Source organism: Peribacillus sp. BM1, from assembly GCF_056679975.1.
Genome location: NZ_CM155259.1, coordinates 4,108,238 through 4,122,547, shown reverse-complemented (window position 1 = coordinate 4,122,547; position 14,310 = coordinate 4,108,238). Strand labels below are relative to the sequence as shown.

Sequence of the window (14,310 nt, the reverse complement as noted above, 5' to 3'; positions counted from 1 at the left end):
GGGGCTAGATCTGTGAAAGAGAAATTGGATTATATTTTAAAAGCTGCTTTTGATTTAGGGACATCTGATATTCATTTAACGGTAGGTGTACCGCCGATTATGAGACTTCACGGTGATCTTAAACAGTATGGAAAAGACATCCTTACGCCAGCAGACACAGAATTAATGGCGAAAGTAATGATTCCTGAATCGATGTGGCAGGCGTTTAAGGACAAAGGAGAGTTGGATCTTTCATATGGAATCCCTGGCGTTTCGCGCTTCCGGGTCAATGCTTATCATCAACGTTCTTGTATCAGCCTTGCGATTCGAGTCGTACCAACCGAAGTTCCGACTTTAGAACAATTGAAGCTACCATCTGTTTTACAAGCGATATCTGAAAAAAGGCAAGGGCTCGTTTTAGTGACAGGACCGACTGGAAGCGGGAAATCAACGACGCTTGCTGCGATGATTGATTATATTAATAAAAACATGAAGAAACATATTATTACGCTTGAAGATCCAATCGAGTATTTACATAAACATCAATTGAGTATTATTGATCAACGGGAAGTTGGTTTTGATACACAAAATTTCTCAAATGGCCTGCGCGCTTGTTTGCGACAAGATCCTGATATTATTTTAGTCGGAGAAATGCGCGATTTAGAAACGATTGCAACAGCGATTACCGCAGCGGAAACGGGTCATTTAGTACTTGGCACCTTGCATACAACAGATGCACCGGCAACAATTGACCGGATCATTGATGTGTTCCCACCCAATCAGCAGCCGCAAGTCCGTGTTCAGCTTGCCTCCGTCTTATCTGCGATTATCTCACAGCGTTTATTGCCGTCAAAAGACCGGGCAGGAAGGGTGGCGGCAATCGAGATTCTAGTGAATAATGCTGCTGTCAAAAATTTAATTCGTAATGAAAAAATCCATCAAATTGCAAGTGTGATGCAGACAAGTAAATCGGCTGGCATGCAAACGATGGAAATGTCGATTAAACAACTAGTGGAAGAAGGGAAGATTGATTCTTATTCTGCCCTCCCTTATTTAGAAGAAGGAATCATCTAATGCCAGTTTTTCACTATCAGGGTAGAGATCGGACGGGAAGAAAAAAACAAGGGAAAATGACGGCGGACACACGAAAAGAGGCGGTCACAAGGCTAAGAGAAACAGGGATAGCTGTGACGAGTATTGATGAACTAAGGGGCATTTTATATAAAGAAATCTCCTTGGGTAGAAAAAACATAAAAAATCGTGATTTTATTATCTATCTGCGCCAGTTTTCAACATTAATTCAAGCAGGGATCAGTGTTGTAGAAGCGACAAAGATTTTGGCGGAACAAACATCGAGTAAACTGCTGCGAAAAACATTAGAACATATTGTGCAAAGTTTAGAAGAAGGAAACCCTTATTCTGAAGGAGCAGAAAAGCAACGAAATGTGTTCCCGCCTCTCTTCATAAATATGATGCGAGCGGGTGAAGCTGGCGGGAATCTAGAAGAGGTTCTGGAACGGATGGCAGTTTATTTTGAGAAACAGTATCAGACAAAGCAAAAAATACAATCGGCGATGATGTATCCGGCAACGGTTGGATGCTTGAGTGTAGGGATTATCATTTTTATGCTATCTACCGTTGTCCCTACTTTTGCAAATATGTTTGCATCATTTGGTAGTGAGCTTCCTTTTTTTACAAAGCTAGTACTCAATCTTGGCGGATTTTTTGAAAGGTTTTGGTGGGTATTTCTCTTATTAGCAGTTGGATTATATATCTTCATTCGCTATATACGATCCAATAACGAGATGAAATACTATCTTGATTATTGGCTTTTAAGAATGCCTATCTTCGGGCAACTGATTCAAAAGGCGGAGATTGCAAGAATGACGAGAACATTAAGCTCGCTTTTCAAGAGTTCTGTGCCAATTTTGCAATCTTTAACAATGGTGGAAAAGATTTTAGGAAATGAAGTGTTAACCAAGGTGATGAAACAGTCGCGACTTTCGATTGAAAAAGGCGAGTCCATGGCCATTCCGATGGAAAGACACTGGGCATTTCCGCCTATGGTCACGCAAATGATCATCGTCGGTGAAAAATCTGGTACTTTGGATGTCATGCTAGATCGCGTCGCTGATTTTTACGAAATGGAAGTAGACAATGCAACAAACCAAATGAAATCTCTCATTGAACCTTTTCTCATTATCTTTCTAGCAGTAGTTGTTGGAGGCATTGTGGCAGCCATTGCCGTTCCGATGTTCACTATATTTAACGAAATCCAATAAAAATGTTCAATATAGTAGAAAAAGTAGTTGTCAACTAGTGAATGAGTCTTATATACTAGCAATATATAAATAGATTGGAAACTGTGATTGATCATTTTTATCTGGGCACTTAAATGATCAGGAGTGAGTAGTGCAACCCGCCAATGTATATTTAATTCAAAATTATTTTTGAATTTAAATATAAACGTGGCGGTTTTTTGGTATGAAGGACATGGGAACGGGGCCTCGCGACTTATTCATATAGCTAATCTACTTAGCGGGTTTACTTATATGATCGAGAAAGCATCCGAAAACCCGGCTCCGCACCGCCATCATTGTGATTAGGTGAGTGTAGCGTGCTTCATGATCGATCTTTCATAGTAACTGGTGGCGTTTTAACGCCCTTTTAGGTTTTGTATGAAGTTTCAAGCTGTTTTATTACACCGTGTTAGATTACATAAAAAAATGAACTGAGGAGTGAACGTACATGATTAAACGAATAAAAGGCCTTATTAACAACCAAAAAGGGTTAACACTAGTGGAACTTTTGGCTGTAATCGTGATCTTAGGGATTATCGCAGCAATTGCGGTGCCGAGTATTGGGAACATTATTGATAATAGTAAGAAGGATGCACATATTGCGAATGCGCAGCAATTGGTGGGGGCAGCGAGATTGGCTGTTGCGGCGAATGATCAGACCATATTGAATGATAAAGATGGTATCACGTCAACTGATTTAATGACGGCTGGGTACCTTGAGTCAGAACTTAAAGATCCTGATGGAGACAAATACACCACAGAGCAGGTTGGAATAGCTAAAGATGCAACAACTGGTAAAGTAACATATACAGTTACGCTAAAAGGTGCAGAGAGAGGGATTACAAGTAATAATGATGTATCGAAATTAACTAGGACGGATGTTAAATAAATGCTATAAATATTGCTAAAGAGTATAACATAAGGTAATTTTCCACTCCTTTCCACAAGGAGTGCTTTTTTTATCCAATAATAATGGTCCTGCTTTATCAATCTACTAAATCTTCATCAAATAATCATCTCCAATTCAATCCAACTTCCTGTATAATAAAAGTACCAACATGACGTTAAAGCACCACATCCGGTATGAAGGATGATTTATTGAAAATAAGGAAACCAACTCCAACAAAAAGGGAGAAATCCATGACACTATTTATTTACAGCTACATAGGTATTTTAGGCTTAGTTCTCGGATCCTTTTACAATGTCGTCGGTCTTCGGGTACCGGAGAAACAGTCAATCGTACGGCCGCGGTCACAGTGTCCAACTTGCAAAAGAACGTTGACAGCTACGGATTTGGTGCCTGTGTTGTCATATGTCTTTTTAAGAGGAAAATGCCGGAACTGTCATTCGAAAATATCGCCGCTCTATCCACTTAATGAGCTTTTAACGGGTTTATTGTTTATGCTTGCATTCTATGAATTTGGATGGACAGGTGAACTAGTAATTGCACTTACCTTCATCTCGTTGTTAGTCATTATTTTTGTATCTGATATTGTCTATATGATTATTCCTAATAAAGTGCTGTTGTTTTTTGTTCCTCTTGTTTTAGTTGGCCGTTTAGTCGTGCCATTAGATCCGTGGTGGGATATGTTTGTCGGCGCGGTCGTTGGCTTTGGTCTGCTTTTTTTCATTGCTGTCATTAGTAAAGGCGGCATGGGTGGGGGAGATATTAAACTGTTTTTCGTGTTGGGCTTGGTTCTCGGTCTCAAGCTGACTCTCCTTACCTTTGCCTTGGCAAGCTTCTTTGGAGCCTTGTATGGAGTAGCTGGCATGATATGGGGGAATTATAAGAAACGGCAGCCGATTCCTTTTGGTCCATTTATTGCAATGGGTGCGTTGCTTTCCTATTTTTATGGGAATGAAATCTTAAACTATTACTTTACTATGTTTTATTGAAGCGGGTGATGAAGAGAGTGAGTGCATTTAATAGACAACATCGGGTTCATCTAGCCATTAAAGATCGGTATATGCGGTTTGTGGAATCTGGAAAAAAGCGAAAACTGCTAGCCTATGGGCAAAAGAGCCTTCCAGATGGTGTGATCGTTGAGGGGCAAATTAAAGATCGTGAAACGCTCGAACTGATTGTCGATGAAATGGTCGATCAATGGAAGCTTAAAGGGAAAAAAGTTTCTTTCTGTGTACCTGATTCAACGGTAATCGTTAGGAAAATTCATGTTTCGAATGAAATTCCAGATCATGAACTGAATGGCTATTTATATATGGAATTGGGCCAGAGCATCCATCTGCCTTTTGCAGACCCTTTAATCGAAGCTGTGCCTTTAGAAAAAACGGCTGAAAACCGAGACGTGTTGTTATTTGCTTCAAGAGAAACCGTGTTACATGAATTTACAGCATTATTAAAGCGGGCATCTCTTAAACCTGACATTGCAGATCTATCAGTGCTATCGCTATATAGAATGTATTATCATCTAGGTCTTGCTAAGCAGGATGAGCATGTATTAATGGTGCAAATTGGGTTAGATGCATTTGTTTTATCTGTTTTTAACGAACATAAACCCGTTTTTTCGCGTCATTATCCTTTGGAATTTCATGATGAGCACTTTGAACTTTCTAAAAGTCGCAGTGGCTCGGAATTTTATTCTTGGGTGGGTGCACTGAACGAATTAAACAGCCAATCTCAGGATATTACCATGGAAATCGAACGTTTTCTATCCTATTATCATTTCAATCTTACAAAAGGAAATCATCGTATCTCAAAGCTCGTTTTGTCAGGAGACCATCCTTGTATGGAAACTTTTTATTCGGCTATACATACTGCGATTGAAGTATCCGTTCAGCCATTACTTGAACCACTATTTCAAACGAAAAAAGGAATGAACATCCCTCCTGTATATGCTGAATGTATTGGACTAGCGTTAAAGTAGGTGTCAACATGCTTGTAGATATTAACTTATTACCTAAAAAAGAAAAAAAACGACGTACCGTTGTCCTCATGATTTTGTTGACGGGGATCGTGCTATTGGTCAGTGGATTCTTCTTCATGACTACCTATCAAGCACAGAAGGCCCGATTGGTAGAACTGGAGCAAGAGTTAATGTTGACTAAAGAATTAAAAGTCGCGAAGGAAAAAGAGCGAACTCAGAGTGTTGAGTCCAAATCTGTGCGTGAATTGACAGCGGCGATTCAATGGGTTGAAGAACATCAAAGTTCAACCTTTTTCATCATGAGAACTGTATCTTCATTATTACCTGAACGAGGGTTTATCGTAGATTTTTCCTATCAAGAAGATGGGACTGTGCAGCTTACTGTTCAGTTCGATTCTTCCCGGGAGGCAGCTTATTACTTGAAAAGTATTTCAAATTCAGCCATTATTTCAGGAGCTAAGTTACAAACCCTTTCAACCGAGAAGCTTGGGGATGGTGTGACAGCGGAGCCTATCCTTCCACGTTACAATGCACAATATGAATTAACGGTGGACAAAGCAGCCATTCAAGCATCAATACATGGGGAGGTAGGGTCATAATGCTTTCCCAAAAAGTAGTGTCGTTGATTCTCACATTTTTGTTGCTTTTTTTTATCATAGGTGTGAGTGGCGTGTATTATTTTGAATATAAACCATTACAGGACAAAATGGCTAGTCTTAACCGTTCGATTACGAAGGAAAAAGATGAGCTAGAAAAGCTAGATCAAAAAGAGCAGAAGAGTGTTGCCATTAATACGATGGCTCTACAACGGAAGCTTCCAGTGAGTGAACTTGTTGATCAATTTGTATTATTGCTTGAAGAAGTGGAAGTAGCATCTGGTAGTCTTATTACGAATCTAGCATTTATAGATGCCGAACAAGCAGGTGATTCGGTTGATGAATTAGAAGCTGGGAAACTTGAGACAGCAGTAGAAACATCAAATACAAATCCACTACCTGAAGGAGTAAAGAAATTAACAGCGGTCATTACGGTTGAATCACCAACTTATCTTGAACTGGAATCATTTGTGAAAGGACTCGAGAAATTGGAGCGCCTTACAAAAGTAGAAAGCCTTCAATATACCGGACTCAAAGAAAGTAGTCGTTTAATGAACGCAGAAGATAGACTTACATTTAGTTTAACAGTAGCTACTTATTATTATCCTAAATTAGAAGAACTTAAAAATCAGCTTCCAAAATATCAGGAACCGAAACCAGCCAATAAGATAAACCCATTATTTGAAGCGAATCTTCCTCAGCTATCGGAGAAAAAAGCAGAGGAAAAATCGAACAAACCAGCTGAGCAAGATAAGGATACTGACGGGAAAATTGTTAAACGGAATCAAATAACATACAAAGTGTACACCCATAAAGTGCAACCAGGGGATACCCTTTTTCAACTTGCCATTTTATATTATAATAGCCGAAACGGTGAAAAGGTGATTAAAGATTGGAATCATCTGAAACAACTTGAAGCGAATACGACAATTGAAATTCCTGTTCCTACTGATGGCAAAAATTGACGAAAGCTATTGATAACGAGACGACAAAAGTCTTGTTATTTTTTTTTATTCCTATGATAGGATGGAAAAAAATGTGCGTAGGGGGCGAAAAAAATGGACAACCCAGAAAATAAAAAAGGAATCACCATAAAAATTAATGGCGAGGAAAAGCCCTTGGTTGAAGATGATCGTAGCGATAGCGTTAAAGTAGCTGAAAATCAAACTTCTGCAGCAATCGAGCCAGAGGATGAAAGCTTTGATTGGGTATTTCCTAAGGACGAGGGTGTATTCTATCAACCCGCCACTTCTACGAAAAAGAAAAATCCAACGATCCTCGCATTTGGCGGTAAACGGAAAAAAACAGGTAATAAATCGGGATACGCTCTTAAACTTCCATTTTTAGCTATTTTATTTGCGGTGATTATAGGTTCAAGTCTAGGTTTAATCGTGTTGAAAGCAATTACGGCTGATAAAGAGGTTGCAGCTGTCCCTGTTGAATCTAAGATCCCTAATGAGCCTGTGAAAGATGAAAAGAAAGGAGCGGCTGTCCCCACCATCCAACCGCTAACGGCTTTCCTTGTTCAAGGTGGTTTGTTCAGTAATGAAGAGGCAGCCAAGCAAATTCAGGAACGAGTTATGGATAAAGGTGTACCTGCCGAGGTATTGAAACAAGATGAGAAGTATTATTTGTTTTTAGGTTCGGCTACAAATCTTGATGAGAGTAAGCAACTTGCTGTTTTCTTTAAAAGCTATGATGTGGAGGTGTTTTGGAAAGAGCTTACCCTTAAGCCTGGAAGTGCGGCAAGCAGTAACGCAGCAATTATGAATAAAATGATTACAGTCTATCAGAACTTAACAAAGGCATCTAGTGCACAACTATTAAATCCGACAGCAACCACCGATATGAAACCATTACAAACAGAACTTGAAGAACTTAAAGCCAAGGTGAAAGACGATGCACCAGCAGGGCTAAAAGCCGCCTATTCTGACTTGAGCTCTGCCACCGATTTAATCAAGCAATACCAAAGTACTAAAGAACCCTCTCAGTTACTAAAAGCCCAACAAAAACTGCTGCAGTTCTTGAATTCCTATCAAATCTGACATAAAACGACTATTTCTCGGGAAATAATGAAGAATCAGACCTACTTTCGTGCTTTACTGCATGAAATGGGGTCTGGTCTCTATAATAAAGTGTAGACTTTTCCATGAAAGTGGATTGTTAGTTGAGTGATTATTTGGTACGATTAGAATGGACTCCCGGCCTGCAATGATATTTTTATAGTAAGGAATGTGATATAGTATGCACCCATTGATTTTAGCCTCATCTTCACCTCGTCGTAAGGAATTGCTGCAAGTACTTCAAATCCCTTTTCAATCTGTAGACGCGAATGTTGACGAAAGCATCGAACCGAATACGGCGCCATCGGATGCCGTAAAAGAGCTGGCTCATAGAAAAGCAAGAGCAGTTGCTGCGAATCATCCCGACTCTTGTGTGATTGGCTCTGATACGGTTGTAGCTTTAGACGGCTTGATATTAGGCAAACCGACTGACCGTGCAGACGCTAGAAGAATGCTACAACTGCTAGCTGGAAACACCCACTTCGTTTATACAGGTGTTGCGCTCGTTCAAGGAAAGAAGAGCCAAGTATTTTCAGAAGAAACAGAAGTGACGTTTTGGGATCTGTCAGATGCAGAGATTGAAGGGTATCTTGATAGTGGAGAACCGTTTGATAAAGCAGGAAGCTATGGAATCCAAGGTTATGGTTCACTATTTGTCAAAAAAATTCATGGCGATTATTTTTCTGTTGTGGGACTTCCCGTTTCAAGATTGTCTCGTGAACTTCTGGCGTTTCAAGCGGAAAACGAGTAATCCGTTCAAGTTCTCTGACAGGACTCCATCTAAATGTAATAATGAAAGGATGGTTATTTTGTCAGAAAAAATGTTAATTCGAGATGTTCCGAAAGATGAGAGGCCGCGCGAACGATTTATCCAAAACGGCCCTCAAAGTCTCTCCAACCAGGAATTGCTCGCAATCTTACTCAGAACAGGAACGAAAGACGAATCCGTTCTTCAGCTGGCCAATCGTTTAATCAATACGTTTGAAGGCCTGCGTATGTTAAAAGATGCGTCCATCGATGAAATCACCGCCATTAAAGGAATTGGTGAAGCAAAGGCCATTCAAATTCTAACTGCAGTTGAACTAGGCAAAAGAATTACTCAATTGAACTATCAAGATCGCTACGTAATCCGTTCCCCTGAAGATGGCGCGAACTACTGCATGGAAGAAATGCGCTTTCTCTCACAAGAACATTTCATCACCCTTTACCTCAATACGAAAAATCAAGTGCTCCACAAGCAAACGATTTTTATTGGCAGTTTAAATGCCTCGATCGTGCATCCGCGCGAGGTCTTTAAGGAAGCGTTTAGAAGATCTGCAGCCTCTATTATTTGTCTACATAATCATCCCTCAGGTGACCCCTCGCCAAGTAGAGAAGATATAGAAGTTACCAAGAGATTAGTCGAATGTGGTAAAATAATAGGAATAGAACTTTTGGATCATATTATTATTGGCGAGCATAAATTTGTGAGTTTGAAGGAAAAAGGCTATTTGTAACACTATCAAAATTCCTGATGATGCGGTATAATAATGTTTATGATTTTTTAAGGGGAACATTATAAATCTTTCGCATTTTTGAATATTGACCATTTAAAATCTTACTATAAAAGTATTTTGTGTATGAAAGGGAGAAACCAGTATGTTTGGAATAGGCACAAAAGATTTGGGAATCGATTTAGGAACGGCGAACACGCTTGTTTATGTTAAAGGAAAAGGTATTGTCGTCCGAGAGCCGTCTGTCGTTGCGTTGCAAACGGATACGAGGCAAATTGTCGCAGTCGGAAATGATGCGAAAAATATGATTGGGCGTACGCCAGGTAATGTAGTGGCATTAAGACCTATGAAAGATGGCGTAATTGCTGATTATGAAACGACAGCAACGATGATGAAATATTACATGAAGGAAGCACAGAAAAAAGGTGTGTTCGGAAGTAAGCCATATGTCATGATTTGTGTACCTTCCGGGATTACAGCGGTTGAGCAACGTGCAGTTATTGACGCAACTAGACAAGCAGGTGCACGTGATGCGTATCCAATTGAAGAACCTTTTGCGGCGGCAATCGGTGCGAATCTTCCAGTTTGGGAACCAACAGGAAGCATGATTGTGGATATCGGTGGTGGTACGACAGAAGTTGCCATCATTTCACTTGGCGGAATTGTAACAAGTAAGTCGATTCGAATTGCTGGCGACGAAATGGACGATGCAATTGTTAGCTATATCCGTAAAAATTACAACTTAATGATTGGGGAACGTACTTCTGAGAGCATTAAGATGGAAATCGGTTCAGCGGGGGATACAGAAGGCATTGAAAATATGGATATTCGTGGTCGTGATTTATTGACAGGCTTGCCGAAAACGATTGAAATATCTGCTAAAGAAATCTCAGTTGCACTTAAAGATACAGTCGACGCGATTGTCGATTCTGTGAAAAATACGCTAGAGAAAACTCCTCCAGAGCTTGCTGCTGATATTATGGATCGCGGAATTGTTCTAACAGGGGGCGGAGCTTTGCTGCGTAATCTTGACAAAGTAATTAGTGAAGAAACGAAAATGCCCGTTCTTATTGCCGAAAATCCGCTTGATTGTGTAGCAATCGGAACAGGTAAAGCGTTGGATCATATCGATAATTTTAAAAATAAAACAAAAGATTTACGATAAAAGCTTGAAGTAAGCATATTCCAAAGCTCCTTGACCCACATCGGGTGAAATAAATATAGAGCGAATTCAATTTGCGGGATAAACTTCTTTCATCTCGGTTAAAAACTGCCTATAATGGGATTGAACACATTGGGCCACGTGCGAAATTCAGCCCAAGTGGACAATCCCTGTTTGTTTGAAAAATATCTAACTTGTAGTTTTCTCGCGCATAACGGGCAGTCAAGTCCCCGTATAAAGGCTTAGAGGAATCGAAGAAGGGATGAAAAACTCCTGCGGATGGAAGTTTCACTTTATGTAGTCGTACATTTTTAATGAATTTTAGTGTTCAGCGCCAGGTGCCGTTGGAATGATAAGCGAAAGTAGTGTTTCCTAGGCCGCGCCACTCATGCTTGTAGTTGATAAGCGGGTGCCTGGCGCTTTTCCAGACAGAGGTGTAGATTGTCATGCCACAGTTTTTTAACAAAAAATTAATCTTGTTATTAGCAGGAATTATTGTTCTTGTGGCATTAATCGGGTTTTCAATGAGAGAACGCGAAACATTGTCATGGCCGGAACAATTTTTTAAAGATACAACAGGATGGTTTGCGAATGCTTTTGATAAACCAGTTTCAGCTGTTACCGGACTTTTTGAAAATTTGAGCGATCTGCAAAATACATATGATGAAAATGCAAAGCTTAAAGCTCGTTTAGGTGAATATGTGCAGATAAAAACAGAAGTCCAAGCATTGAAAAAGGAAAATGCAGAGTTACGGAAAATTCTTGATAAGGAAGATGATTTGAGCAAGTATTCGCCCATTCAAGCGACAGTCATTGGCCGAAATCCAGATCGTTGGAATGAGTTAATTACGATTAATAAAGGCGAGATGAATGGGATAGAAACGAATATGGCAGTCATTACAGCGGATGGATTAATCGGTAAGATAAAGAGTACGACTCCTACTACCGCAACTGTACAGCTGGTCAGCTCGACAGATCCGAATAATAAAATATCAGCCTCTATTGTACAACAAGATGCAGCGAACGGAATCATTGAAGGGTATGATGACAAGCAAGGCTATTTGTTAATGAAGCGAATTCCATTTGATAAAGAAATAAAAATTGGCTCGATTGTAGAGACATCAGGACTTGGCGGCGTTTTTCCATCACGATTAATTGTGGGGAAAGTTGTCGAAGTGAAAGTGGATCAAAACGGCTTGAATCAGACGGCATATCTCGAACCTGCCACAGATTTTTATGATATAAAAAATGTCATAGTCGTCAAACGTGAAGTTGTAGGTGAAGAAGAAGAGAAGGGTGAGGGTAAAGAATGAAGAGACTAATCCTTCCTCTCACTGCCTTTCTTTTCTTTATCATGGAAGGTTCATTCGCAAACCTACTTGCTGGCGATATATTTGGCGGTGACAAAATTATTGTTCCGAGGTTCATTATGATTCTTGTCGCATTCATTACTATTTATGGTTCGCGAAAAACGGGTATGGTATACGGCTTCATACTAGGTATACTGTATGATGTCGTATATACAGAAATCTTGGGTATTTACATGTTCATGCTTCCATTTTTTGCATACCTTATTGCGAAAATCATGAGGATTTTTCAGTCCAATCTGCTAGTGACCATTCTTACTTCGCTCGTATTTATTACGCTGTTAGAAATGATTGTCTATCAAATTAATCTCCTGATTGGGTTTGCACATATGGAGTTTAATACTTTTCTGAAGATTAGGCTTGTGCCAACTCTCCTGATAAATCTTGCTTTTCTCATTGTTTTTTCTTATCCGTTAAAGCGTATGATTGAGAAACAGGAACTTGAATCAGCTGGGGAGTAAAAGTTGGCTTACTCATTCCTAAAGTACATAGTCTCTTCCTATAGAAGATAGGTAGGGCCATCCACTCTTCATAGAGCTTGTTCGGCTTCAATGTAGGCTTGACTTTGTCTAACCTTACACTAGCCATGCGGTGACTTACCTTGGCTTTAAGTGAAAAGCCAAGGAGTGGTGACGGTTTTTCTACTTTCATGCGCGTAGAAAAAGGAAATATCTCTAGTCATGTCGAATTATACTTTCATTGAGGTGAAACATGCGTCATGAATAAAAGAATTCAGCAAAATGTTATGATAAAAGGCACGAAAGATGGACTTACTCTTCATCTCGATGATTCATGTGCTTTTTCTGAGCTATTGAAAGAATTAGAATCAAAGCTTTCTGCAAATTATCAATTTCAAGAAAATGATTCGGGCATTGCCGTTAAGGTACATACAGGAAATCGTTATCTGCTTGAAGATCAGAAAAACAGTATCCGAGAATTGATCAGTCAGAAAAAAAAACTGGTTGTTGATGAAATCATCTCCAATGTGATGACGAAGGAAGAAGCAAAGCGATGGAAGGATGAACATCAAATGACGACCATTGCTAAAGTCATTAGATCGGGTCAAATTTTAGAAGTTGTTGGAGATTTACTGTTGATTGGAGATGTGAATCCTGGCGGGACAATTATAGCCGGTGGAAATATTTTCGTGATGGGTGCCCTTAGAGGGATAGCGCAAGCAGGGCATAACGGTAACCGCCAAAGCTTTATTAGTGCTTCCGTCATGAAACCATCACATATAAGAATCGCAGATAAGATCATGAAAGCACCTGACAAATATATAGCAGATGGCCATGTGATGGAGTGTGCTTTCGTCGATGAAACGGGCCATATTATTGTGGAAAAGATTCAAGCTATTAAGAACCATAGACCGAATTTTATTAGATTAGAAGGGGGACTCTAATCGTGGGAGAGGCAATAGTTATTACATCTGGAAAGGGTGGGGTGGGAAAGACCACAACATCCGCAAATTTAGGTACATCGTTAGCTCTTCTTGGCAAAAAAGTATGTTTGATTGATACAGACATTGGTCTTAGGAATTTAGATGTAGTCATGGGACTAGAAAATCGGATTATTTATGATTTAGTTGATGTTGTAGAAGGTCGCTGTAAGATACACCAAGCATTAGTGAAAGATAAGCGCTTTGAAGACAGACTTTATCTTCTTCCAGCTGCTCAAACGACGGACAAAACATCCATTGTTCCTGAACAAATGCATAAACTTGTTCACGAATTAAAACAAGAGTATGATTATGTCATTATTGACTGTCCGGCTGGAATTGAGCAAGGATTTAAAAATGCGATAGCTGGTGCAGATAAAGCGATTGTCGTAACCACTCCAGAAAAATCAGCTGTCCGTGATGCGGATCGGATCATTGGGTTGCTTGAAAAAGAAGATAATATTGAATCGCCAAAACTCATCATTAATCGAATTCGCAGTCATATGCTGAAGAATGGGGAAATGATGGATATTGATGAAGTCACGACTCATCTCTCCATTGATTTGATTGGTATTGTTCTTGATGATGAACAAGTGATTAAAGCATCCAACCTAGGTGAACCAATTGCCATGGATCCTAATAACCGTGCATCCATTGCTTACCGCAATATTGCGAGAAGAATTCTAGGTGAATCGGTTCCGCTTTCATCCATAGAAGATGAACCAAAAGGCTTAATAGCAAAAATAAAAAAAATATTCGCAGGTTCTTAAACAAAAACTCCAGCATCTGCTGGAGTTTTTGTTTTGAAGCAAGAGAACTTATACGTTGAAATCAGAAAGTATGCGTAAAATTGGGCTCCGGCTCGCAAATCTCGAATTTCGCTCGCAAATCTCGAATTTCGCTCGCAGATCGAAAATCCCGCTCGCAAAGTACAAATTCCGGCACGCAAACCTTCCAATCTAGCACGCAAATTTGGTTTCTAGCTCGTAATGCTTGAAAAGGAAAGTTGCTGCTCGTGTCAAGCTTG

The 14,310-nt window shown here is 39.8% G+C and carries 15 protein-coding genes and 1 riboswitch; all 15 genes read left to right on the top strand.

The window, feature by feature from the left end; translation table 11 throughout:
• Window positions 1-12: 12 nt before the first annotated feature.
• The 15 genes from AC1MGI_RS19715 (at window position 13) to minD (ending at window position 14,053) form a co-directional block, all read left to right on the top strand.
• Window positions 13-1,053: a type IV pilus twitching motility protein PilT gene (locus AC1MGI_RS19715; protein ID WP_480347217.1), complete on the top strand. Its 1,041-nt coding sequence runs from the start codon at window positions 13-15 to the stop codon at window positions 1,051-1,053.
• Window positions 1,053-2,261: a type II secretion system F family protein gene (locus AC1MGI_RS19710; RefSeq protein WP_480347216.1), complete on the top strand. Its 1,209-nt coding sequence runs from the start codon at window positions 1,053-1,055 to the stop codon at window positions 2,259-2,261. The genes AC1MGI_RS19715 and AC1MGI_RS19710 overlap by 1 nt, the downstream gene beginning before the upstream one ends.
• 67 nt (window positions 2,262-2,328) lie before the next feature.
• Window positions 2,329-2,412: riboswitch (cyclic di-GMP riboswitch) on the top strand.
• A 315-nt stretch (window positions 2,413-2,727) separates the two neighbouring features.
• Complete coding sequence (locus AC1MGI_RS19705) at window positions 2,728-3,168, top strand: type II secretion system protein (protein ID WP_480347215.1); 441 nt, start codon at window positions 2,728-2,730, stop codon at window positions 3,166-3,168.
• Window positions 3,169-3,419: 251 nt separating this feature from the next.
• On the top strand, window positions 3,420-4,175 hold the full coding sequence (locus AC1MGI_RS19700) for a prepilin peptidase (protein ID WP_480347214.1): 756 nt from the start codon (window positions 3,420-3,422) through the stop codon (window positions 4,173-4,175).
• Between the two features lie 17 nt (window positions 4,176-4,192).
• On the top strand, window positions 4,193-5,164 hold the full coding sequence (gene pilM / locus AC1MGI_RS19695; RefSeq protein WP_480347212.1) for a type IV pilus biogenesis protein PilM: 972 nt from the start codon (window positions 4,193-4,195) through the stop codon (window positions 5,162-5,164).
• An 8-nt stretch (window positions 5,165-5,172) separates the two neighbouring features.
• Window positions 5,173-5,763: a PilN domain-containing protein gene (locus tag AC1MGI_RS19690; protein ID WP_480347211.1), complete on the top strand. Its 591-nt coding sequence runs from the start codon at window positions 5,173-5,175 to the stop codon at window positions 5,761-5,763.
• Window positions 5,763-6,725, top strand: a complete 963-nt coding sequence (locus tag AC1MGI_RS19685) for a LysM peptidoglycan-binding domain-containing protein (RefSeq protein ID WP_480347209.1) — start codon at window positions 5,763-5,765, stop codon at window positions 6,723-6,725. The genes AC1MGI_RS19690 and AC1MGI_RS19685 overlap by 1 nt, the downstream gene beginning before the upstream one ends.
• A gap of 93 nt (window positions 6,726-6,818) precedes the next feature.
• A complete protein-coding gene (locus tag AC1MGI_RS19680) occupies window positions 6,819-7,805 on the top strand; it encodes an SPOR domain-containing protein (protein WP_480347207.1) in 987 nt (328 codons plus the stop codon).
• Window positions 7,806-8,004: 199 nt separating this feature from the next.
• Entirely contained in the window at window positions 8,005-8,574 is a 570-nt protein-coding gene (locus tag AC1MGI_RS19675; RefSeq protein WP_480347205.1) for a Maf family protein, read from the top strand.
• A 70-nt stretch (window positions 8,575-8,644) separates the two neighbouring features.
• Window positions 8,645-9,319, top strand: a complete 675-nt coding sequence (radC, locus tag AC1MGI_RS19670; RefSeq protein ID WP_172796858.1) for a RadC family protein — start codon at window positions 8,645-8,647, stop codon at window positions 9,317-9,319.
• A 142-nt stretch (window positions 9,320-9,461) separates the two neighbouring features.
• Window positions 9,462-10,481 carry a rod shape-determining protein gene (locus AC1MGI_RS19665; protein WP_480347203.1) on the top strand — a complete coding sequence of 340 codons (1,020 nt, stop codon included), beginning with the start codon at window positions 9,462-9,464 and terminating at the stop codon, window positions 10,479-10,481.
• 443 nt (window positions 10,482-10,924) lie between these two features.
• Complete coding sequence (gene mreC, locus AC1MGI_RS19660) at window positions 10,925-11,791, top strand: rod shape-determining protein MreC (protein WP_480347202.1); 867 nt, start codon at window positions 10,925-10,927, stop codon at window positions 11,789-11,791.
• On the top strand, window positions 11,788-12,306 hold the full coding sequence (gene mreD, locus AC1MGI_RS19655; protein ID WP_480347201.1) for a rod shape-determining protein MreD: 519 nt from the start codon (window positions 11,788-11,790) through the stop codon (window positions 12,304-12,306). The genes mreC and mreD overlap by 4 nt, the downstream gene beginning before the upstream one ends.
• Window positions 12,307-12,563: 257 nt before the next feature.
• Window positions 12,564-13,247, top strand: coding sequence for a septum site-determining protein MinC (gene minC, locus AC1MGI_RS19650; protein ID WP_403069384.1), 684 nt, complete (start codon window positions 12,564-12,566; stop codon window positions 13,245-13,247).
• Between the two features lie 2 nt (window positions 13,248-13,249).
• A complete protein-coding gene (gene minD, locus AC1MGI_RS19645; RefSeq protein ID WP_480347199.1) occupies window positions 13,250-14,053 on the top strand; it encodes a septum site-determining protein MinD in 804 nt (267 codons plus the stop codon).
• The last annotated feature ends 257 nt before the right edge of the window (window positions 14,054-14,310 follow it).